Raw genomic sequence first — 23,051 nt, forward strand, 5'->3', positions numbered from 1 at the left:
TTTACTCTGTAGGGAGCTGAAAATAATTTTTAGAAAAATGCTTCATAGCCTTAATTTTTTCCAACGAAATTTCTGTGATTCCCCCCTGCATATCCTCTACTCTCCATCCTAAAAGTTGAAATGGATCCTTTGAAAATTTTAAAGTAATATTCCCTTGGGAAGGGTTATTGGCCTGAGCAAGCGTTGCTTCTGCTAAATTGTTGGCTTCGGTGAACTTCTGAAGGCAAATACCAGACCAGCCATACGTTTTTCCAAACAAAAGTCCTAAAGGCGTCTTATCCATTGGAATAAAAGTGACCTGCCCAACAGAAGGATCTGTATAGGCAAGTTTTCCCTCATTCCCAATGATATGAATGCCTGTCTTGCCATCATAGTCAAAACGCATCTTATCTGGACGCTGAAGTGCAAAACTTCCAGTTGTATTCTTTCCATTCTGATCTATCTGAGAAAAACTCCCTTTTTCAGCTTCCAAATGATCAAGCCAAAACTGCATTTTAGAAAATTCGTCTTTCTGAGCTTGCTCTAAAGCAATATTTTTGCAAACTTCTTCAGCCATCAGAGCACTGGGTTCCGAGAATAAAAATGGAACAGAAAGTAAAAAGGAAAGTCTAAAGATTTTTTGTTTTACGAACATGAAATGTCTTTATTTACAGGGAAATTAAATGCTAGATTCGAGAAAAACGTTTCGAACATCCCCATTCCAAACTTTTTTATATCTCTCAATCCAAAAATCAGACTGTGAAATACCTTTGTCTAGAATGTCTTGAACTGGATTCAGAAGAGCCTCTTCTCCTAAAGAACGTTTTTTTAAACCTTTTTCTGAAAATTCACATATCTTTTTTAGGAAAGATTTAAACCCTCCATCAAATTGAGAATGAATGCCATGTTTTGGAACAATTTGACGAAGTCTTTGAAAACTTTCCTTAGGGTAACGCTTTAAAAATTCATCAACTTCATTAAGAACATCATCATCATAAAGTAGTCCCACCCAAAAAGTTGAAAGTGCAATTGTCATTTCTAACGAACTAGCGTCTGCTCCACGCATTTCTAAAAAAGTTTTAAGGCGAACATCTGGGAATAATGTTGTTAAATGATCTTCAAAATCACCTATTGTCGGACGATACTCATCTAAAATACCTTGTCCTTTTCCATTCATCCAATCCAAGAAAGACGCACCAGCGACATCTAAATATGTGCCATTTCGTCTAATGAAATACATTGGAACTTGAAGAGCCCAGTCAATATATTTTTCAAATGAAAAATCTTTATCAAAAAATTTCTCTGGCTGACCTGCCCGATCGTTATCCGTATCAAGCCATATCCTGCCACGTAAAGTCTGATACTCAGTCAATTGACCTTCTTTAAACGGAGAATTTGCAAAAATGGCTGTCGCTACAGGCTGCAAAGCTAACGCAACACGCATTTTTTTACACATATCCTGCTCTGAAGAAAAATCTAAATTAACCTGAACAGTACATGTCCGCGTCATCATATCAAGACCTAAGTCGCCAACTTTTGGCATATATTGACGCATAATTTTATAGCGCTCTTTAGGCATCCATGGCATTTCATTCCTCTTCCACAAAGGTTGAAATCCTAAAGGTGAAAAACCGTACCCAATTTCTTTCCCTAATGTATGAAGCCTCTGAAAATGGTCTGTCATCTCCTTTTTGGTATCGAAAAGTGTTTTAAGAGGCCCCCCAGATAGCTCAAATTGTCCTGCAGGTTCTAAAGAAATAGCCTTTCCTTTTTCCGTTCCTATACCAGATAAGCCGATAACTGCAGGTTTCTCTCCCGCATCGTAAATTGGCGCCCCCCACCCAGCTTCTTCAAATTTTTTCAATAAAACTTCAATTCCCCCCTTATAAGCAGGAGTCAGAAAAGGCTTATGTTCACTATCTGGCAGTGCAAAACCGAACATCTCCAACTCAGTGCCAATACGCCATTCAGAAGAAGGTTTTGAACCTTTTTCTAAAACGTCTACTAATTGATTTCTATTCTTCAAAAGAGCAGAACTAAGAAAAGATGAATTGGACATATAAATATTTTCAAAAATAAAAAATGAGAAAACTCAAAGAAATATCTTTAATAAAAAAGACGCTTCCTTCATGTATAGCGCAGGAATTAAAAATTCCTTTCCATGGATACAGATATAGTTATCTAGGCACAATTTTAAAGGTTAATCTTCTCTATTCAAATAACTTAACGTTGCAATAATTGCTGTATCCGCTCTAAGGACTTGCTCTCCTAAAGAAATAGGATAACAAAAAGAATTTTTTAAAATTTGTTCTTTTTCTTCTTTCGAAAAGCCTCCTTCTGGACCTATTAAAACACTTGATAAACCTTTTTGAACATTAGAGGACAATCCACTTTCTCGCTCTAATGCGACAAGAATGGGAGTATTTTGAGACCATTGAGCTAAAGTAACGCACATAGGAGAAAGAGGGAGAATTTCTGGAACATCAAGCCTTTCTGACTGTTCTGATGCTTCAACAGCAATAGCGTGAAGACGTTCATAATTTAACTTATGAACATTTGTCCTTGCCATAACTAAGGGACGAAAACGCTCAACGCCTAATTCCGTTCCCATCCTAATCACTAATTCTGTCGCATCTCTTTTTAAAGGCGAAAACAAAAGTTGCTTTGGACGCTTTAAATATTCTTGCTTTCTTAACTGGCTTTGAATTTCTATATGAATTTCATACCGTTTTAAAAACGTAATCTTTCCCAACCACTCTCCGTTTTTTCCGTCAAAAAAACGACAGTAATCCCCCACTTTTCGCCTTAAAACATTAGATAGGTAATGAGCTTGATCTTTTTGCAAACAAATATCTTTCCCTTGTTCTAGGCAAATATCCATTTGTCCTTGGGAAGCTAAAAATAAGCGCGGTAAAAGGTGTGGCTTAAGAATTTTTTTCAAGTTTATTTCCTCAATTAAAAGTTTTTAAGCTATGAACATAGCAATGACCATTACCATACAGAAAATTTGAAGTTTTATTTTATGCCTGACTTGCCTGAACATTCTGACATTTCTCTCCATGGCTGGATAGGATCTCTTTCTGAACCGTGGCGTTCTTACGCTTTACTCATGCGTCTTGACAGACCTGCCGGCACTTGGCTTCTGTTTCAACCTTGTGCTTTTGGTGTGTTTTTAGCACCTTTATCCATTTCATTTTTGCAAAGAATAATGTGGCTTTTTATTTTTTTTGCAGGGTCTTGGACTATGAGAAGCTCTGGTTGCATCATCAATGATCTTTGGGATCGAAATTTTGACGCTTTGGTTGAACGTACGAAAATGCGGCCTCTCGCCTCCGGAGCCATCACGCCAGCGCAAGCAATAAAACTATTAGCCTTACTACTTTTTATTTCTTTAATTCTCTTATTACTTCTTCCTCCTTTTTGTTGGGGGCTTGGGATTATTGGCCTCCTGTTAACAGGGCTTTATCCAACAGCTAAGAGATTCATTGATTGCCCTCAGCTAGTATTAGGCATTACTTTTGGATTTGGTGCACTCATTTCATATGCCAGCATTATGAATGCTATCTCCATACCAGCTGTTTGCCTCTATGTAGGTGTGATTTTTTGGCAAATTGGATATGACACCATTTACGGCTTTCAAGACATAAAAGATGACCAGAAAATAGGTGTAAAATCAGCATCCTTACTCATGCAAAATCACGCTAAGCTCTTTATCAGTAGCTGTTATCTTTTAACCAGTTCATTTTTTCTAATTGCTGCTTTTTTAGAAAAATCCTCCGTTTATAGCTTATTAGGCTTGTTTCCAGGCATCTTCTGGCTCTTCTTTCAGGTAATACGTCTAAATCCAAAATCCCCAGCCCTTTGCCTCTATCAATTCAACGAAAATGTCAGCATTGGCTGGGTTTTTAGCTTAGGTTGGATTTTTGTGTGTTTCTATCATCCCTAAAGTATTTTAGCTGGTGGTTTCATATGGATTTTTTGATGATCTGAGTTGCAACCGAATTGGAACCCCCGAAAGTGCAAATGTATCTCGTAAACCGTTAACCAGATAGCGCTTATAACTCTCAGGAATACCTTCAACTCGCGTTCCGAAAATAACAAAGGTAGGAGGCGCAATTCTAGCCTGAGTAATATAACGAAGCTTTAAGCGACGGCCATTGACCATTGGAGGTGGATGCTTTTCGATCATTTCAGAAAACCAACGATTGAGCGCTCCCGTACCTATTCTCTTCCGCCAAACCTGAACGTTTTTAACCACAGCCTCTAAAAGTTGTGTTAACCCACGCCCTTTGAGAGCAGAAGATGTCAAAACAGGAATACCTTTAAGCTGTGCTAATGAAATATCTAGTCGGTCAAGTATCTTTTGCCGTGTTTCTTTGTGGTCTGTAACCAAATCCCATTTATTCATAACAAGAATACATGCACGCCCTTCATCCTCAATAAGGCGTGCTAATTGTAAGTCCTGTTCATCTAACCCTCTTTGTGCATCAATAACGAGCATAACGGCATCAGAAGCTCTAATAGCCTCAATAGAAGCTTGAACAGAACTTTTTTCTAAAGATGCCTTCTGAATACGCGCACGTTTACGCACACCAGCAGTATCTGTAATTTCAATTAAACGCCCCTCATACTCAAAAGCACATAAAACAGAATCACGCGTCAAACCTGCTTCTGGCCCAGTAATCATTCTTTCTTCACCAAGAAAAGCATTAATCAAAGTAGATTTACCAGCATTAGGACGGCCAACAATCGCAACTTTTAAGGGAGAGTTATCCTCTTCCTCACCCTCTAAAACATCGTCCTCTTCTGCTTTATTGGATTCTGCTTCAGAAAATTCTTCTTCTGGAGGTAAATTTTCAGCTACTTCCCCAATTAAATAACTAATTCCCTCAGCGTGCTCTGCAGAAACGGCAATGCACTCTCCAAATCCCAGTTCATAAGCATCTAAAATACCAGCATCCCCCGCATGCCCCTCTGCTTTATTCGCAATTAACATGACAGGACGTCCTTGCTGTCGCAACCAACGGGAAAAAAACAAATCGGCAGCTGTTACACCAGCACGAGCATCGATACAAAAGAGAACAAGGGCAGCTTGCTCGACTGCTCTCTTCGTAGAATCTGTCATTCGGGCTCCTAAAGTGCATGTTTCACTTTCTTCCAATCCAGCTGTATCCATCAACAAAATATCTCGACCGCGGAATTTTGTTTCAACAGATTGACGATCTCTTGTTACTCCTGGCTGATCAGAAACAATTGCCACCCTTTTCCCTGTTAAACGGTTAAATAGAGTAGATTTTCCAACATTAGGACGACCAGCGATAACGACTAGAGGCAGTTGTTTTTTTAATAAAGACACAAATTGACTTTCATAAGTACAGTAAAGAATTTTTCAGAGCTCTTTAATTTGCTCTATCCGTAAGCTCGCAGATCCCCATTATGCGTTATAACCAGAATTTTTCCATTACACACAATTGGCTGAACAGAAGAACCGTTAGGCATACGCCGTTTTTTTTCAATTCGTCCTGTGTCCGCATGCACAACAATCATTCCGGCACGGGCGTATGTTGAAAAACAAATCAATCTTCCATCTACCATAATAGGTCCCACCCATTCGATGGCACCCTTTTGATGCTTTTCATTTGAGAAGCGCTGTAATTGTGTTACCCACTGAACTTTCCCGTTAAAACGATCTAAACAGGCAAGCTGCTGATCTAAAGACAAGACAAAGATCCAATCTCCACAAATACACAAGGGATTTTGACTGCTTGCCTCTCTCTCCCACAAACGTCTCCCTGAGCGAATATCCATTGCAACCGTAACTTGCGACATAGAAGAAGCATAAACCGTTCCCCCCACGATAATAGGGCTTCCTCTGATGCATGCAAAATCCAAAGCGGCGCCTCTACCGTTGCTCCCTCCTAAACTATCACTCCAAATAATTTCGCCAGAATTTATACGCAGTGCAATTAAATCTCCACTGTTAAACCCTGCAATCATCGTGTCTCCACTAATAGCAGGTGTCGACGCTCCAAAAATAACAGTACTGGCGGGAGAGCCTCTATACGTCCATAAAAGTTTTCCTGTTTCAGAATCTAAAACAAACAACCTTTCATCAATGGTTGTAAAAGCTAATTTTCCATCCGAAACAACAGGAGCGGACCGTCCTGGTGTTCCAGCTTCTGAACTCCACTTAATTTTTCCTGTTGCAGCATAAAGCGCCCAAACTTTTGTTACACCATCCACGACGTAAACAATATCACCGTCTACTGCGATACCACCGCCAATGTTACTAGAATGTGTATTCAGTGCAGGCTGAAAGCTCCATAAAAAATGCCGTTTTGGCCAACTCCAAGCACGTACATTCCCTTGAGCATCTGACGTAAAAAGACGCCCACCGCCAATAACTGGAGGAGATGCTATTGCCCCTCTACTATTTGGAAAAGTTGTAACGACTGATAAAGCTGTATAGATAAGATTATAGCTTGAATCTCCAGAACCAATCGACATACTCCACAAAGGATGCACCCCTTTTCCTGCAGCATTCAATGAAATATGAGTTGCTTCCAAGTTTTGCTGTGGCCACTCTTTTATATTCTGAGGCACGGGCAAAACCACCTCTCTTTTCTCTCCAGATGCAACATGAAGACCTGCCCCTGAAGAAAGCACATCTATTCTCTGACCTGCCAAATGAGGTTTTTCAGCCTCACCCATCAAAGATTCAATAACAGAACACCCAGGCAACGAAGCTGTCATGACACCCCCTGTCAGAAAATTCAATAATTTTCGACGTGAATATCTTCTTTGAGAATTAATCAAACAAGTATCTCCTCCCAAAGGTTTCATTGTCTTAACTTTCTAGAGCTTGAAGCAATAAAGACGCTCTTTGACGCATTCCTGAAGGCGCAGTCGAAGATGATAAAATCTCCTTTAACAAACGGGTGGCCTCCGCTTTTTTCTCCTCAGAAGGCTTATCTCCTCTTAAGTCTAATGCAATCAATCCTTCACGTGAAAAATCTCCCCACTCAGGATATGTTCGGGCCAATCCTTGGTAGCCTTCTCTCAACTCACTCAAGTCCCTATCAGAATAAGCCTCCTCCAGCTGAACTGATCTCAAATTTAACGCCATAAAAAGCGCCAATCCTTTTAGAGAATTTTGCCTGAAAGAATCTTGAGATAAAATACTTTTAGCCTGTGCATCTAAATGCTCTTTACGATAAAGATCTCCTAAGCGAAGAGAGGCATATTCTCGGATCTTCTCTGGTTTAGCTTTAACAATATTCTCTAAATTTTTTTGAGAATCTTTTCCATCTATTGCCAAAAAATAATGATCAGAAAGCAACGTTTCTAAATGCTTCTCTTTGTGGATTTTCCATCCCCATTCGCCCCCAACAAAAGCACCAAGACAAACAAACATAGCTCCTCCTAAAAGAGCTATACGCGTCCAAGAAAAATCACTGCGTAAACTATTCATCCTCATCTTTTCTTTCCCGAGAATTCCATAAACTCAAATAATTCAATTTATTCCATTTTAAGAAAGAAATAATGGAAGTTTTCCTGCTACTTTCGAAGAAATAATTTCATTATCTCGCATAACGACTTGGCCGTTTACGATTGTCATTACAGGCCAACCTTTAATTTCTTTTCCATCAAAAGGAGACCATCCACACGGAGAAACAAGATTTTTAACAAAAATTTTATCTTTTTTTTGCATATCAATAATTGTGAAATCCGCGTCAAACCCAACGGCTAGACGTCCCTTTGTTGGCATCCCATAAACTCTTGCTGGCCCTGCGGCCATAAGATCAACTAAACGCCCTAAAGAAAGCCTTCCTGCACTAACATGATCTAACATAATTGGAACGAGTGTTTGAATGCCAGTTAATCCAGAAGCACAACAGGCCCATTCCTTTTCTTTTGCCTCCAAAGGATGCGGCGCATGGTCTGATGAAATAACATCCACCTGTCCTTCTCTAACCCCTTTCCAAAGAGCCTCTTGATGCTCCTTTCCCCTTAGAGGGGGATTCAAAACAGCCATTCCACCTAAACGATCATAACATTCTGGCGAATGTAATGTTAGATGATTAGCAAGAACTTCACATGTTGCAAAATCTCTATGTTGCTTCAATAGGTTCATTTCTTGGGCTGTTGTAATATGTAAAATATGTACAGGGCGCCTTTCTTCACGCGATAACTTCAAAATTCGCTTGGTCGCTAGCAAAGCACAATCGGTATCTCTCCATATCTCATGCATATGATAGGGATTACCAGCGATACGATAAACACTTGCTCTTTCCTGCAATCGCTCTTCATCCTCAGCATGAAAAGCAACCCTTCTATGACCCGTTTTTAAGACAGTGCGGAGCCCTTCTTCATCGCTGATTAAAAGATCTCCTGTACTTGACCCAGCAAAAACCTTAATCCCACAAACACCATCCAGAGTTTCAAGCTCTGCCAAGTGAGGCAGGTTCGCATGAGAAGCCCCTATATAAAAACCAATATTAACGCAGGCATTTTCCTCCGCACGCTTAACTTTATAAGCCAATGCCGTTCGATCAACTGTTGGAGGAAAGTTGTTCGGCATATCTAAAATTGTTGTTAAGCCACCTAATGCAGCACCTTTTGAACCTGTTGCAATTGTTTCAGCCTCTTCCTTTCCTGGCTCACGTAAATGAACATGTGAATCTATCAGACCTGGTAAAAGATAAAGCCCTGAAAGGTCTATTTCATTCTCAGCTGTGTCTTGTGATCCCAATAAAAAGGAAAATATTTTACCATCTTGAACTGCAACATCTCCAAGACTTTCCCCCCATGGAAAAATACGTTTTGCATTGCGTAAAATGAGATCAAAATGCATAACTTATATTTCCTTACCTATATCTATTCCGCAATCTCTAAAGACTATCATCAAATACTCTTTAACCTGTTCTAGCGATAACAAAGACATTATACCATAACCACTTTTTCCCGGCGCTTCTAAAAAAAACGCTTTTTCCCCCCTAGGAGCATATAATTTAGCCACACTCGGGCCAAACATTCCTACCGTTGGAATCCCCAAGGCTGCACTTAAATGCATTAACCCAGAATCATTTCCAACAAATAAAGAACATTTCTGAAGAGCAGCAGAAATGAATGAAAGATCTTTTCCACCACCTAAAATTAAAGCATCCGCATGATGATTTAAAAATGGCTTAACAGCAAAACGTTCCTTATCACCTTTTCCATAAAAAATAGCTAACTTGAAGCCTATCGTTTTTAGCCAGTCTCCCAGACGAATGAAATCCTCAACAGGCCAGCATTTTTTGCTACTACCTGCTGTAGGTGATAGTGCAATATATCTATCTATACCAAAAAGCGCTTTAGTGCGTTTTTTCTCTTCAAAAAAAGGCTCCACTCTCGGAAAAATATCTGAAGAAAAGCCCATCTGACTTAATTGTTCCAAAGCGCGTAAGTTAAAAGACTTTTTACCTTTTAAAACATTTTTCTGTTCTGTTTCTAAAAAAAAAGAAAGAAGAGAACTCCGAAGATCATAAACGGCAAACCATTTAGTTTTTACGCACTTCCGCCAGAGCAAATACCAGTGATAGTTATATTTTCTTTTTGAAAGAGGAATAATTTTTTCAACATTAGAAAACATTTTAAATAAGGAGACAATCTCAGAACCACAAACGACTGTTAGCTTCGCAAACGGAAATTTTAACCTTATCCCCTCTAAAATAGAGAACGAAATTACAGCGTCTCCTAAACGAGATGAGGTAATGAATAAAATTCTCACATCATTGATTCCAAAGCATACTCGATTTATCACCAATAAAATCCTGATGAAGCTTCATTTCTTCTTCAGAAGGAGGACGCATAAAATGAGGTGTTCTGTCTTTACTAATCTCCTTGAAAAAAACTTGTTCTTGTTTCTTGGGTTGATTACCCTCTCTCTCTAAACTTAATCCGCCTTGCCTACCGCCAATAAGTTCTAAATATACTTGCCCCAACAATTTGCAATCAAGAAGGGCATTATGTGTAATACGTTCAGAGCGATCAATTTTAAAGCGGCTACATAAAATATTTAAGCTGTTAGGCTGCCCAGGAAATTTTGCCTTAGCCATTGCCAGTGTATCAATAGCTTTTTCCTTATAATCTAGGATAGGACGTCCTATCCTTCGGAGCTCCGCATTTAAAAATTTAAAATCGAACGATGCGTTGTGAGCGGCGAGCTTTGAATTACCCACAAATGATAAAAAATCATCAATAATTTCACCAAAAAAAGGTTTTCCAACCACGTCGGAATCTGTAAAACCGTGAACTTTTGTTGCTTCTTCTGGAATTTCTCTTTGAGGATTGATTAAGGTACGAAAATACCTATCGGTTGGAAGAGCGTTTATAAGCTCAATTCCTGCAATTTCAATAATCCTATCTCCAGTTTCAGGATCTAATCCTGTCGTCTCTGTATCAAAAACAATAACACGATTCACGTTCTATTCCCTTGCTTCCTAAAAAAAGAAATAAGATCTTTTTCTATTTTCTTAGGTGGAATTTCCCCACTTAAAAAATGAACTTCCTTGGTCAAATATCGTTCTTCTTCTTGTTGACGCTTTTCGATTAAAGCCACTTCAGAATTAGAAAAAATACTCCGTTGAGCAATTCGTTCATTGCGTATTTTTTCAGAGCAAGAGATATAAATTATTTCATCACATAAAAGATCTATCTTACTTGCCCATAACAAAGGAACATCTAAAACAAGAATTTTTTCTTGTTGATGCTTTCTAATGAAACAGCTGGCAGCCTTTCGAACATGTGGAAAAACAATTCCTTCCATGGCCATTAAAGAATTCTTATCTTTTAAAACAGAAAAACGTAATTTCTGACGATCTATCTTATGTTTAAAATCAAAAACCTCAGGAAAACTTTTTTGTATCTTTTTCTGTACAATTTCATCTGTTTCTTGCAGCCGTCTAGCACAAACGTCTGCATCGAATACAGGATATCCGATATTATGAAAAACTCTAGAAACTGTACTTTTCCCAGAGGCCATTTTTCCACTAATCCCTATGACAGTCGCTTCATGAAGTTTATTCAAAAATACTGTCTTTGGAAAACTCATTTCAATAAATCACGCTCTAACTGCAAAAAGCATTGATAAAAAAGATCTAAAAAAGACTGAAAACTCTTAGGATTTATCAAAATATCTTGCCGAATCTCAATTTCTAATGCTGGAATATTTTTAGAAGCTGCCTGCATCGGAACTGTATATTCTTTTTCAAGATCTAAGAAATACGGCTCATTTTCTCCAATACATAGATTGGGAGATTTTTCAGAGAGTATTTGTTTAAACCTCTTGGATGTTTCTGTGTCATGATGAAACAACAAGCCTACTTCCCAAGGTCGTATAAAAGAAGACCCTCTCAACTGCGGTGTAAAACTATGTAGTGAAACAAATATTGTTTCTTTCTTTTTCTCTAAGCGCTCTAATAAAGTCTTAGATATCTGAGCTTGATACGGCATAAAAATATTATCATAGCGCCACTTGCGACTTTCAATATCCATATTTTGATTTCCTAAAATAACGGTTCCATCGCTGATTTTTGGAATACAATCTTCCCTCTCTGGCTTTCGATTACAATCTATAACCAATCGAGAAAAGTGTTGCTCAATTAAAGTCGCATCTAAGCGATTTGAAAGTTCTCTGCCAAAACGTTTAATGCCGATATCATATGTAATATGCCGTTCTTGCTCTTCTTTAGGAAGATTTAAACCATTAAGATGATTTGGAAAATTACAGCCTGCATGATCACTCACAAACATGAACAGGGATTCTCCAAAACGCATATTAAAAGATTCAATTCTTTTCATAATTCTTTAACTTTTCTCTGCATTTCTCTCGCGCAACTAAAAAAAATTAAGATTCTTTGATCTTGAGAAAGCAAGATTTCTACCATAAGATACGACTCTCTTTTACGTTTCTACACACGAGCTCAAGAATGAAAAAAGCAGCGATTTTCCTCTCTTTATTTAGTCTAACACTTGCTGGATGTGGACGTGTTGGAAAGCCTGTTGCACCTGGTCCAGATGATCAGATCCGCTACCCCGCTGCATATCCCTCTGAATAAAATTAAACAACTTTCTCTTCGTATGGAACATTGAAAGACATCCCATCCCATCCGGGTTCTATCGAGGGGGGTAAGCGTTGCTTTAAGCTTTCATAATCAAGTTTGTGCCCCATATGGGTCAAAATAATTTTCTTTGGAGAAAAATGTGCCTTCCACCGCAAGACATCCTCTACAGAAGCATGTGAAAAATGTTCAGTTTCTTGAAAACAGCCAATTACCCAAGTCTGTAAATTCGATAGCATTTTTTCGGATTCCTCTGGAAATCCTGTAACATCAGTCGAATACGCAAAATTGCCAATTCTTAGTCCCGTACTAAAGTAATTGCCATGATGTTGCTCAATAATAGATACTTTAAAAGGACCTATTGTGAGGGTTTCCCCATCGTTCACCTCTTTCAAATTGAAAGAAGGCCAAGGAAAACGATTTGGGTCATGCGGACGGAAAGCGTAAGCGCATCTTTTTTGAATCTCTTCTAAAGTTTCTTTCTTTCCATAGAGTGGAATATAGCGCTTAATCTGACGATTTACGGCTCTAAGTTCATCTAGACCGCCAATATGATCACTATGAGGATGCGTGCAAAAGATTGCATCTATTTTTGAAAAACCAGCTTCTAGCATTTGAAAACGAAAATCTGGGCTCGCATCAACCAACAAACGAAACCCTTGATATTCGACAATAAGCGAAGATCTTGTCCGCCGATTACGTGGATTTTTTGGATCGCATTTTCCCCAAACCCCAGTCTCCAGCCCTTCTCCCCCCCCTACCATCGGCACGCCAGCAGAGCCACCACATCCCAAAAGAGTAATCTTCATTGTCATGAAGGCACTGCCTTTTTAAATAAACGATAAAAATTTTCTGTCGTTTGAGACGCAATGTCTTCTAGTGAAACTTCACGAAGCTGTGCAATTTTTTCTGCGACTAAGAAAGTCCACGCAGGAACATTTGGCTTCCCCCTGTTAGGAACAGGTGCCAAAAAAGGACTATCCGTTTCAATAAGAATTCTATCTGAGGGGAAACTTTGAGCAACTTCTCTAATTGGATCACATTTTGGAAATGTCACAAGACCTGAAAAACTGATATATCCCCCTAATTTTTCTATTTTTGTTGCAAACTCCAAGTTTTCCGCAAAACAATGAATTAAAAAAGGGAAAGCTCCTCGCTCCATTTCCCCTTCTAGAATTGAAAGAACATCCCCCCCAGCCTGACGACAATGGATAATTAAGGGCAAGCCACTTGCTCTCGAAGCCTCAATATGCCGTCTAAAAGATTTAAACTGATGAGCTTTCGTCTCTTCGCTACTGCGAAAGTAATCTAAGCCCGTTTCTCCGACACCGATAATGCCATCAGAATTTAAATCCTCAAGCATTTCCTGTAAGCTTGGTAAGGGTTCCTCTTGCACATAATTAGGATGTGTACCGATACTTCCCCAAACACGGATATCTTCATCTTTATAAAATGCGACAAGCTCTTTTTGAACGTGACGTTGAGACCAACGCGTACCAATTGTATTCACGCCATGGAGATGGCATTCTGTAGAGAAAACTTTTAGAGCGTTCTCTTCACACATATCTAAATGACAATGAGAATCAATAATTTTCATTTGTTTTCTACAACTTCAATACGTGGAAATAAGGGTTCAGGTTTAGGAAAACTAATTTCCTCTCGTAATAGAGCTGCTTGCAGACTTGCGAACATTCTATCTTCACTTGGAACAGCTAAAAGATCCAAAAGTTTAGACATTTTTTCTGGCATATAAGGCTGAGTAATAACCGCTATACAGCGTAAAGCCTCGACAAGAACCCATAGGACAACCGTCATGCGTTCAGGATTTGTTTTTCTTAATTTCCATGGCGCCTGATGATCGATATAAGCATTTGCCTCACGAATAACTTCCCAAACTTTATCTAATCCCTTTGTTAAGGCCACTTCATCCATTGCTTCTTTTACAACAGCATGCAGCCCATAAGCCTTTTTCAGTAAAGCATCAAAATCTTCTGGCAAGCACGCCACTCGACCAGGTAAAACACCATTATGGTTTTTAGCAACAAAGCTTAAAACACGCTGAGCTAAATTTCCAAGATCATTAGCGAGCTCTGTATTTATTCTCGTTATTAAAGAAGATCGACTAAAATTTGCATCCCCGCCAAAAGGCACTTCACGCATTAAAAAATAGCGCAACTGATCAACGCCAAACTCATCAGATAGAGCCAATGGATCAAGAACATTTCCTATAGACTTACTCATTTTTTGCCCTTCAACCGTCCACCAGCCATGGGCAAAAATCTTCTTCGGTAACTCGAGCTCTGCTGCCATTAAGAAGGCAGGCCAATAAATAGCATGAAAACGTGCAATTTCTTTACCAATCAGATGAACTTTAGGTGGCCAAAACTTTTTAAAATCTTCCCCTTCTGTTTCTGGGTAGCCGACACCAGTAAGATAATTCGATAAAGCATCAAACCACACATACATAACGTGTTCTTCATCGTCAGGAACAGGAATACCCCATTTAAAACTCGTTCGGCTGATAGACAAATCGCGAAGTCCCTGCTTCACAAAACTTTCAATTTCTCTCCTTGCCCCCATTGGTGAGATAAAATCAGGATTTTTTTCATAAAAATCTAAAAGTCTTTCGGTGAAAGCTGACAGTTTAAAGAAGTATGAAGGCTCTTTTATATATTCGACAGGAGCACCTTCCAGCGTTGTTTTTTCTCCTGTAGGTGAAGTCTTTAATTCATCATTGCCTACAAAAGCCTCATCCCTTGCAGAATACCACCCCTCATAATATCCCAAATAGATGAAGCCTTTCTCCTTGATTTTTGTCCATAATGCCTGTGCCGATTTTTTATGTGCAGCATAAGTCGTCCTAACAAAAAAATCCGACTGAACATTCATCACCTTTTGCATTTTTTGGAATTCTTTCGAAACCCTATCTGCAAAAATTTGTGGTGTAATGTTTTTACTTAAAGCTGTACGCTCAACCTTCTGGCCATACTCATCCGTTCCTGTTTCAAAAAAAACATCCTTCCCCTCTAACCTTTGGAAGCGAGCAAGAACATCTGCCGCGATAGAGCTATAAGCATGGCCAATATGAGGTTTTCCATTCACATAAAAAATAGGAGTTGTAACCATATAAGTATTTTTATTCACGATGATGACTTTCTCTAATTTATTGTAATAAACCTAAAATTTCGATCAGCACCTGTTCCTTCTCTAAAGAAAGGTGTTCTGCATCCAAAATTAATTTCTGCATCTCAAAATATTTCATAGACCACGTACGAGATTCCAAATAATTCTTATCTTGAGCCGCCTCAACAGACTTTGAAAAAATTCCTTCCTGCAAAAGGGAATATAACAAAGTAACAGCTTCCCCCTTTTTTAAATGAGAAACAGCCTCTTTTTTTTCATACGCTGGCGCATCTGAAAGCAGCAGATCAACCAAACTAGGAAAATTTCTATATTTTTCCCTCAAAAGCAAATAAGCTACTTTGGGAGATCCTTTTGCATATTTTAAAATTTTTTCTGAAACTTCTGGAATAAGCTTAGTCATATTCTCGTTAGAAAGAGGATATAATTTCAATAAACGACATCTACTACGAATAGTATCCTGAATGCTTCCTAAGCGTGAAGTAATAAGGAAAAATAGACTCTTTGGCGGTGGCTCCTCAATTAACTTTAAAAGAGCATTCGAAGCAGAAACACTTAAATTTTCAACCCCATCAATAATAGCCACACGCCATTGGTTACCTGAAGATGTTTGTTGAAAAAAGTATTTTAAACGTCGAACTTCTTCAACAGAGATATCACGTTTTTTAGGATTTCCTTCTTCATCCTCTTCACGCCTTAGAGAAATAACCCCCTCATGAGTTCCTGATAAAAGCCGTTTTTCTTGCGGTGAATTTTGAACAATTTTAAAAATAAATCTTACACAAGAAAAAACAAACGTTTCCTTTCCAATCCCAGGTGAACCTGAAATAAGCCAAGCATGGGAAATCTTCCCTCGATGAAACGCACTTTCAAAAAAATACTTGGCAGTGTCATGTCCAACTAATTTTTGGGTATATATCGAACCCAAGCGATTTTCCCCTTATCGTCTAAACAACATACGTGATGAATCTTCTAGCACTTTCTCAATCCGCTCTTGTAAATATAGCTGAATTTGCTCTGGTCGTGCAGAGCCATTTACGACAAAAATTCTTTCGTTAAACAGCTTCGAAAGCTCTAAAAATCCCTGTCGAACCCTCCCATGAAACGTATGTTTTTCAGCTTCATAACGATCTAATCTTTCATTTCGCTTCTTAGCCCTCTTCATTCCTTCCTCAACAGAAATATCCAAAAGAAATGTGAGGTCTGGAGAAACAGTCAAAAACTTATGAAGTGATTTAATAAAATAAAGCGTTTCTTGTTCACCTTTTTGTATACCATATCCTTGATAAGCGATTGTCGAATCTAAAAAACGATCACAAATAACGACTTTTCCGTTTTCTAAAGCCGGTAAAATAACTTTTTCAATATGATCTAATCTAGCAGCGAATAAAAGCGCCACTTCGACCCTAGAAGAAAATTTATAATCAGAAAAAAGCAAGAGATCTCTAAGCGCCTCCGCCCCTTTTGTGCCTCCTGGCTCCCTTGTTAAACAAACTTCATACCCACTTTTTTCTAACCAAGAAGCAAGGAGACGAGCTTGAGTACTTTTACCAGCACCTTCTCCCCCCTCTAATGTGATAAAAAGACCATTCTTACTTTCCATAATGAGTGATGCGATGCAAAATTTTAGAAACAGGCCCCAAAGACTCAATATTTTCAGAAACCAGAAGAGGTATTTTTTGTGCAATCGCCCCTGGAATTTTCAACTCTAAGACACCAACCTCTTTTCCAGCCTTCAAAGGAGCCTTCAAAGGGGATAAATACACTGCAGTTTCTGGAAACTGACGTGTATTTTTAGGAATCGTTGCAATAATATCTTTCGATGAAACAAGGGCAACGGTTTCTTTTCTCCCCATCCAAACAGGTGCTGCTGGAACAATAATTTGACCTTTTTTCAAAACACTATGTTGCTCAAAACTGGAGAATGCCCACTCCATCAGGCGTTCTCCTTCAGCTGCACGACTGGCCATACTTGCCAAGCCATTCACAACAACTAAAACTCTCTGAGAACCACGCTGCGAGCTCGCACAAAGCCCATACCCACCAGCATCTGTATGCCCAGTTTTTAATCCATCGGCTGTGCCTTTCACAACCAGCGAGTTTCTATTTTCCTGTCGAATATGATTATATGTAAAAACCTTCTCCCCAAAAAAGTGATAATATTGAGGAAAATCTCTCAATAGCGCTGTTGCCAATGTTGCTATGTCTCGTGCTGTCATATAGTGCCCCTCAGCAGGCCACCCTGTTGCATTGACAAAATGAGAATTTTTCATACCGAGACGTACAGCTTCTTCATTCATTAGTTCCGCAAAATGATCCTCGCTCCCAGCTATCCCTTCAGCCAAAGCAACACAGGCATCATTTCCAGATTGAACCAAGGCGCCTTGCAATAAGTCTTCGATGCTCACAGGCTTTCCAACAGGAAGAAACATACGAGATCCTCCCATACGCCAAGCTTTCTCACTCACTGTAAAATTCTGAGATAATTTAATACGATCCGCAGATAAAAATAAGAAGACAATGTAAGCTGTCATCATTTTCGTTAAAGAGGATGGAGGCATTCTTTCGTCTGCATTTTTACTCAGCAATTCTGTACCTGTTCCAGGATCACAAACGAAAGCCCAGCGTGCCGGTGTAAAAGGCTGAGCAGAAAGCATTTCACTAGATGAACGAACCTTATTCTCTGGAAGAGACGGCGGCAAATCACTTGCCGCAAAACTTTCTCTGGTTGCCATACAAATTCCCGTTAAACCCAATGTTGTTACGGCACCTTGTAAAAATTTACGACGTTCCACCATAAAATAAAAATCCTCAAGCACTATAATATTTTCTTAAAAAAGTAATAAACAAAACAGCCTCTTACTGACAGCTCAAATCTCCTAATAAAGCCGCTGCTAAAGCATAAAATTCCGAAGGATTGTAACGCATTATTACTTTAAAATTAGGGTACAGCATAAAACTCTCACCGGCCTGACCTTCAGGCTGGAATAAAATACCTTTTAATTCAGGATGCACAAAATGCTCCCCTGTTATAGGATAAACCCCCAAAGTTTCCCATTCTGATAAAGTATGCTGTGGCGCTGTACTGTAGTTCTTAGTTCCAGAAAATATATTTTCCTTTCCAGAGGCCGGCATAACTCTAACCATTTCTCCCCAGGGCGTTTCTCTATCCCAGCCTGATTTTTGCAAATAATTGGCGATAGATGTCAACGCATCCTTTTTATTGTTCCAAATATCAGGATACCGGTGTTTGAAAAAAACCTTATCAGAGCCTGTTGTTGCAAAATTTATATAAGCTGTTGGCATAAATTGTGGTTGCCCCATCGCACCTGCATAACTACTTGTCATCTTGGCGGGGTTCATTCCTGTCTTTCCAGCAATTTCTATTGCCGTTAAAAGCTCTTTTTTGAAATACTGAGATCGCCTCCCATCAAAAGCGAGCGTAGAAAGGGCAGCAAAAACATTATTTTTACCCTCCACAGACCCAAAATGGGTTTCAATTCCCCATATTCCTAAAATAACATGAGGATTAACATGATAAGAAGAAGAGACTTTATTGAATATTTTTTGCTCTTTTCTATATTCTTTCTTTCCCTGTTCTAATCGATCTGGAGAAATAACATTGTCTTTATAAACTTTCCAACTCCAATGGAACTCAGGTTGGTTCCTATCTTTTTTTAAAATTGCTTTGTTTGGATAAGGCTGCTTTTCCGCAAAACTTAAAGCTTTCTTGATGACTAATTTAGGCGCTAAATGCTTTCTCAAAGCTTCTTCCCGAATCTGCTCAAGAAAATCCGTGTAGCTCAAACTGGAATGCACGCTTAGAGGCACTGCTTTAGAAGGCTCTGTTGCAGATGAAATAGAGGGGGATGCCATTAATGGAAATACAAATAAGGCACAAAACGGAAATCTATATTTTTCAAATATTTTCACAACACCCCCCCATTATCTAACTTATTTTATCAATAGCTTTTATCTTGCCCGATTTTCAATTTCTTTTCGCCTCAAATTTTAATTTTTTTCATCCATTAGAAACATCCGCTGTTCTAAAATTTTTTATAATTATTATTGGCACGCTCATTCTTGAAGATTTTACAACTGTTTTCGTCGCTTTAGCCGCACAGCAAAATAAAATTTCCATTCTTTTGTCCATCATATCCCTATGGATTGGCATCACCTTTGGAGATATTCTACTATATATACTGGGGATGTGTGGAACAAACAGTCTTGGAATACGTCGTTTTCTTAAGCTTTCTGAAAGGCATCGTGGCACAGTGTGGTTTTCAGACAATCTAATAAAAATTATCGTTGTTTCCCGATTTGTTCCTGGATTAAGATTACCTTTTTACACAGCATGTGGTTTTTTTTTCGAACGCCATTCTTATCCTTCATCCAGATCATCTCTTTAACGACACTGGTTTGGACAATTTTTCTTTTTACTGTTTCATTCAAATTTGGAAGCTGGATTCTTGAACACTCTGGAAACTGGCGTTTACTAAGTGTTTTGGGATTTTTAGTTAGCATTTACTTCATCAAAAAACTAATCAAAAACTCGAATTTCTTTAATCCTTAAATTTTTAAGAAATACTCAATGTTCAAAAAAAAATCTCAACAGCAAAAAAAGGGAAATATTTTTTCTATTTTCGAATTTTGGCCTAATGAAATCTTTTATACTCCCATTGTTTTTTATTGGATTTTAAAAACACTCCAATCTCGAAAAAGCATGACAGCGCTTCTTGCCAATCCCCGGATTGAAACAGGTGGACTTTGTGGAGAAAGTAAAAGCTCAATTTTAAACATGGCAGGAGACTGGGCATTAAAAGAGATTGCCCCCTATGTTGTCATGAAAAATAATCAACACACCTTTTCACGTCTCAACTTTCAGCTTCAAGAAAAAAACATAACCTTTCCCATCGTGATCAAGCCTGATATTGGCTCTAATGGCATTGGTGTCAAAAAAATAACTTCTCAAGAACAGCTAAAACAAGTTCTTAATTTATTTCCTTTTGGAATAACACTCATAGCTCAAAAATTAATTGATTTTCCACTAGAAGCTGGCATTTTTTTTATTCGTTATCCAACCAAAAAATATGGAAAAATTACGTCAATCACTTACAAAGAAGAGCCTATGATTATTGGAGATGGCAAATCTTCAATATTAGAGCTCGCCCAGAAAAATAAACGAATAGCCAAACTTTTTACGCTCTACTGGCCTTATATAAAACCAAAAGCGCATCAAATTTTACAGCTGGGAGAAATACACACTCTCGTTTTTGCTGGAAATCATAGAAGAGGGTCTATTTTTTGGAATGGAACAGCAGATTTAACACCAGCTTTAGAACAAAAAATAAATAAAATACTACAGGATATTCCAGAATTTTATTTTGGTAGGATTGATTTAAAAGCAAAATCAAAAACAGATCTTTTTAAAGGCCAAAATTTTAAGATAATCGAAATCAATGGCGTTGGATCAGAAGCAACACATATATGGGATCGGCAAACAAAGCTTCTGACAGCTTATCGAGATCAATTTTCTCATTATGATGCTGCATTTAAAATTGGAAAATTGTTAAAAAAACAAACTTGGATGCAATCTTCTTTATTACAACTCATTAAAGCATGGAAAAAACACCAAAAACTAATATCTTCCTATCCCAGAAACGATTAATTTTGAACACTTCCACCAAAAGCATAATTGCTAATTTTTTGCTCCAAAGAAGGCTGACTAATTGTTTTTAACAAACTATCCCCATAAGAAAGAAAAACCTGACTTTTCCCCGGAATGAGCTCCAAAGAACTTCCCCCCATCATAGATTTTGATAAAATCAATGAGCTATCCTTCGGCAACAGTAAGCCTTTTTTTAATAAAAAAGCGACACTAGCATTATCTTGATCTGAATTTAAATGTATTGATTTTACAGTACCCACTTCAATTCCTCTACTGAAAATAGGCGCTCCAACCTGCAAACCATCAACAGACGAAAAAGTCGCACTATAAGAAACATATTTCTCTAAAGAAGAATGTTTTATCCCCCAACACCAGCTAAAAAATAGCAAAGTTGCCAATAGCACTAAAGCACTCAGAAAAATTTGACCGTTATTTTTACTAATCATAGCGACTATTTTATAGTACTCCTCTCCCCTTCTCTTTTTGAGAGAATATTCTAAAAAGAGATTTCATAAAATAAAAACATTTAGGCAATAAATTAGCATGAACTGGTTTCAAAGTATTTTTCTTGCGTTTCTCCAAGGCCTAACAGAGCCGTTTCCAATGAGCAGTCTGGGACATGCTGTTGTCGTCCCCCCTCTTTTTGGATGGGATATTAGTGTAAAGTCCGATGCCTTTTTACCCTTTATCACTTTCCTGCATCTAGGAACACTTTTCGCCTTTGGAGGCGTTTTTTGGGAAGATTGGAAAGCAATTCTAATCGGTACTCTTAATTTTAACAATAAGCAAATACAATCAAAAGCTTGGAAACTTCTTTCCTTACTTGCTCTGGCTACGCTTCCTGCCGTCCTTATTGGGGGGGCATTTGAACATTCTATAAGAGCAATTTTTTCTTCTCCCTTTCCTGTGGCTATTTTTCTTACACTCAATGGCATTCTTTTGCTTATTGCAGGAAATGCCTACAAAAATGTTAAAGATACAGAAGAGAATTCTAAAACGATCCTAGATGAAGATCTCTCACTTTTAAGTTATAAAAACGCTTTCATAATCGGCACTTGGCAATGCCTTGCTTTGCTCCCTGGATTTTCTAGATCAGGGGCTGCTATGATCGGTGGGCTGACACGCAGGTTATCTTATTATACTGCAGCTCGGATTTCATTACTTCTTGCTGAACCCATTATTTTTGCAGCGTCTTGCAAAGAACTTTTTGAAATTAGACATATTCCCCACAAAACAGATCTTCTGCTACAGGTTTGTACAGGAGCTGTCGTAGCTGGTCTTACCGCCTACGCTGCAAGCATGCTTCTTCTAAAACTCTTCAAAAAAGACAACGATATTCTCCTAAAATTATTTGGTATCTATTGTCTCTTATTTGGAGCTGGAAGTGCCTTATGGTTTTATTGGCATTAACACAAAGATACTTTCCAATTTTTAAGGTTGACAAAAATCTTTTAAAAAACTAAAAGTCTGGTATTCCATCCTTTGGAAAGTTGGCGGCGTAGCTCAGTGGTAGAGCAGGGGAATCATAATCCCTTGGTCGGCGGTTCAAATCCGTCCGCCGCTACCAAGTTTATGAGGAATTCTATTCCTCACTCTCCTTTTCAGCTTCATGTTTATCTTCGCTTGGACGCCATTGTTGAGTGTCCTCTTGCTCATTCTCATCTGTATCGGGATGAGAGGATGAGTTACTATGCTGAGAAGTTCGATCCCCCCGTTCTCTGCGTGGGCGTCTTTCGCCACCATTTGCCGAACGTTGTTCATGATTACGTTGACGTTGTTCCGCACGTTCTTGCTGGGCAGATTGCATATTCTGATTAATTTGCAGCAATGTCCTGCCATAATGCTCTGCATATTGATATAGAGCCTGCGCATGAACTCTATCTCCATTCGCTTTTGCATCACGGGCAAGTTGCTGATATTTTTCACTAAGTTGCTGAGCTGTCCCGCGCAAACGACCGTTTGGACCATTACTGTCAAAAACATAATTACGATGTAAAGGAATCTGCCCATTTGAAGTGCGCATATTCCCACCACGAGAACGACGATGACGTGTTTGTGATTTCATAAGATAACTCAATAATCCTATATAATTTATAAAAATTCAGACAACTTAAATCTTACTCTGCCTGAATACGCTACCTGCCCTGAAAAAAGCAGAA

The 23,051-nt window shown here is 38.5% G+C and carries 23 protein-coding genes and 1 tRNA gene; 4 read left to right on the top strand and 20 right to left on the bottom strand.

Annotated elements, in window-relative coordinates; translation table 11 throughout:
• Position 1 precedes the first annotated feature (1 nt).
• The 3 genes from FAI40_00260 to FAI40_00270 form a co-directional block, all read right to left on the bottom strand.
• Positions 2-634 carry an outer membrane lipoprotein carrier protein LolA gene (locus FAI40_00260; GenBank protein ID QCE33898.1) on the bottom strand — a complete coding sequence of 211 codons (633 nt, stop codon included), beginning with the start codon at positions 632-634 and terminating at the stop codon, positions 2-4.
• A 24-nt stretch (positions 635-658) separates the two neighbouring features.
• A complete protein-coding gene (locus FAI40_00265; GenBank protein QCE33899.1) occupies positions 659-2,038 on the bottom strand; it encodes a glutamate--cysteine ligase in 1,380 nt (459 codons plus the stop codon).
• A gap of 141 nt (positions 2,039-2,179) precedes the next feature.
• Positions 2,180-2,920, bottom strand: coding sequence for a 16S rRNA (uracil(1498)-N(3))-methyltransferase (locus FAI40_00270; protein ID QCE33900.1), 741 nt, complete (start codon positions 2,918-2,920; stop codon positions 2,180-2,182).
• 81 nt (positions 2,921-3,001) lie between these two features.
• On the opposite strand from FAI40_00270, the gene ubiA reads away from it, so the two are divergent.
• Positions 3,002-3,925 carry a 4-hydroxybenzoate polyprenyltransferase gene (gene ubiA / locus FAI40_00275; protein QCE33901.1) on the top strand — a complete coding sequence of 308 codons (924 nt, stop codon included), beginning with the start codon at positions 3,002-3,004 and terminating at the stop codon, positions 3,923-3,925.
• Positions 3,926-3,931: 6 nt separating this feature from the next.
• On the opposite strand, the gene der is transcribed toward ubiA, so the two are convergent.
• The 15 genes from der to FAI40_00350 all read right to left on the bottom strand — a co-directional run bounded on the left by der (position 3,932) and on the right by FAI40_00350 (position 19,157).
• Positions 3,932-5,335, bottom strand: a complete 1,404-nt coding sequence (der, locus tag FAI40_00280; GenBank protein ID QCE33902.1) for a ribosome biogenesis GTPase Der — start codon at positions 5,333-5,335, stop codon at positions 3,932-3,934.
• A 53-nt stretch (positions 5,336-5,388) separates the two neighbouring features.
• A complete protein-coding gene (locus FAI40_00285) occupies positions 5,389-6,822 on the bottom strand; it encodes a dehydrogenase (protein QCE33903.1) in 1,434 nt (477 codons plus the stop codon).
• Positions 6,823-6,826: 4 nt separating this feature from the next.
• Positions 6,827-7,450: a hypothetical protein gene (locus FAI40_00290; GenBank protein ID QCE33904.1), complete on the bottom strand. Its 624-nt coding sequence runs from the start codon at positions 7,448-7,450 to the stop codon at positions 6,827-6,829.
• A 57-nt stretch (positions 7,451-7,507) separates the two neighbouring features.
• Positions 7,508-8,833 carry a dihydroorotase gene (locus tag FAI40_00295; protein ID QCE33905.1) on the bottom strand — a complete coding sequence of 442 codons (1,326 nt, stop codon included), beginning with the start codon at positions 8,831-8,833 and terminating at the stop codon, positions 7,508-7,510.
• A 3-nt stretch (positions 8,834-8,836) separates the two neighbouring features.
• Complete coding sequence (locus FAI40_00300) at positions 8,837-9,751, bottom strand: glycosyltransferase family 9 protein (GenBank protein QCE33906.1); 915 nt, start codon at positions 9,749-9,751, stop codon at positions 8,837-8,839.
• A 1-nt stretch (position 9,752) separates the two neighbouring features.
• Positions 9,753-10,445 carry a DNA polymerase III subunit epsilon gene (gene dnaQ, locus FAI40_00305; protein QCE33907.1) on the bottom strand — a complete coding sequence of 231 codons (693 nt, stop codon included), beginning with the start codon at positions 10,443-10,445 and terminating at the stop codon, positions 9,753-9,755.
• A complete protein-coding gene (gene coaE / locus FAI40_00310) occupies positions 10,442-11,074 on the bottom strand; it encodes a dephospho-CoA kinase (GenBank protein ID QCE33908.1) in 633 nt (210 codons plus the stop codon). Before coaE ends, dnaQ begins: the two co-directional genes overlap by 4 nt.
• Positions 11,071-11,823: an N-formylglutamate amidohydrolase gene (locus FAI40_00315; protein QCE33909.1), complete on the bottom strand. Its 753-nt coding sequence runs from the start codon at positions 11,821-11,823 to the stop codon at positions 11,071-11,073. The genes coaE and FAI40_00315 overlap by 4 nt, the downstream gene beginning before the upstream one ends.
• A gap of 259 nt (positions 11,824-12,082) precedes the next feature.
• A complete protein-coding gene (locus tag FAI40_00320; GenBank protein ID QCE33910.1) occupies positions 12,083-12,892 on the bottom strand; it encodes an MBL fold metallo-hydrolase in 810 nt (269 codons plus the stop codon).
• 2 nt (positions 12,893-12,894) lie between these two features.
• Positions 12,895-13,680 carry a TatD family deoxyribonuclease gene (locus tag FAI40_00325; protein QCE33911.1) on the bottom strand — a complete coding sequence of 262 codons (786 nt, stop codon included), beginning with the start codon at positions 13,678-13,680 and terminating at the stop codon, positions 12,895-12,897.
• On the bottom strand, positions 13,677-15,209 hold the full coding sequence (locus tag FAI40_00330; protein QCE33912.1) for a methionine--tRNA ligase: 1,533 nt from the start codon (positions 15,207-15,209) through the stop codon (positions 13,677-13,679). Before FAI40_00330 ends, FAI40_00325 begins: the two co-directional genes overlap by 4 nt.
• Positions 15,210-15,246: 37 nt before the next feature.
• Entirely contained in the window at positions 15,247-16,152 is a 906-nt protein-coding gene (locus FAI40_00335; protein QCE33913.1) for a hypothetical protein, read from the bottom strand.
• 12 nt (positions 16,153-16,164) lie between these two features.
• Positions 16,165-16,827, bottom strand: a complete 663-nt coding sequence (tmk, locus tag FAI40_00340; GenBank protein ID QCE33914.1) for a dTMP kinase — start codon at positions 16,825-16,827, stop codon at positions 16,165-16,167.
• The gene (locus FAI40_00345; protein QCE33915.1) at positions 16,817-18,022 is read right to left on the bottom strand and encodes a D-alanyl-D-alanine carboxypeptidase; all 1,206 of its coding nucleotides are present in this window, start codon (positions 18,020-18,022) and stop codon (positions 16,817-16,819) included. Before FAI40_00345 ends, tmk begins: the two co-directional genes overlap by 11 nt.
• Positions 18,023-18,083: 61 nt before the next feature.
• Complete coding sequence (locus FAI40_00350; protein QCE33916.1) at positions 18,084-19,157, bottom strand: lytic murein transglycosylase; 1,074 nt, start codon at positions 19,155-19,157, stop codon at positions 18,084-18,086.
• Positions 19,158-19,815: 658 nt separating this feature from the next.
• On the opposite strand from FAI40_00350, the gene FAI40_00355 reads away from it, so the two are divergent.
• Entirely contained in the window at positions 19,816-20,892 is a 1,077-nt protein-coding gene (locus FAI40_00355; GenBank protein QCE33917.1) for an ATP-grasp domain-containing protein, read from the top strand.
• On the opposite strand, the gene FAI40_00360 is transcribed toward FAI40_00355, so the two are convergent.
• The gene (locus FAI40_00360) at positions 20,889-21,338 is read right to left on the bottom strand and encodes an MCE family protein (GenBank protein ID QCE33918.1); all 450 of its coding nucleotides are present in this window, start codon (positions 21,336-21,338) and stop codon (positions 20,889-20,891) included. The genes FAI40_00355 and FAI40_00360 overlap by 4 nt on opposite strands.
• A gap of 97 nt (positions 21,339-21,435) precedes the next feature.
• On the opposite strand from FAI40_00360, the gene FAI40_00365 reads away from it, so the two are divergent.
• Together FAI40_00365 and FAI40_00370 are read left to right on the top strand one after the other, a co-directional pair.
• Positions 21,436-22,302, top strand: coding sequence for an undecaprenyl-diphosphate phosphatase (locus FAI40_00365; protein QCE33919.1), 867 nt, complete (start codon positions 21,436-21,438; stop codon positions 22,300-22,302).
• Positions 22,303-22,384: 82 nt separating this feature from the next.
• Positions 22,385-22,459, top strand: a tRNA-Met gene (locus FAI40_00370).
• Positions 22,460-22,474: 15 nt separating this feature from the next.
• On the opposite strand, the gene FAI40_00375 is transcribed toward FAI40_00370, so the two are convergent.
• Positions 22,475-22,957, bottom strand: coding sequence for a DUF4167 domain-containing protein (locus FAI40_00375; GenBank protein QCE33920.1), 483 nt, complete (start codon positions 22,955-22,957; stop codon positions 22,475-22,477).
• Positions 22,958-23,051: the final 94 nt, after the last annotated feature.

The sequence above is a fragment of the Acetobacteraceae bacterium genome, from assembly GCA_004843345.1.
Taxonomy (GTDB): Bacteria; Pseudomonadota; Alphaproteobacteria; order Acetobacterales; family Acetobacteraceae.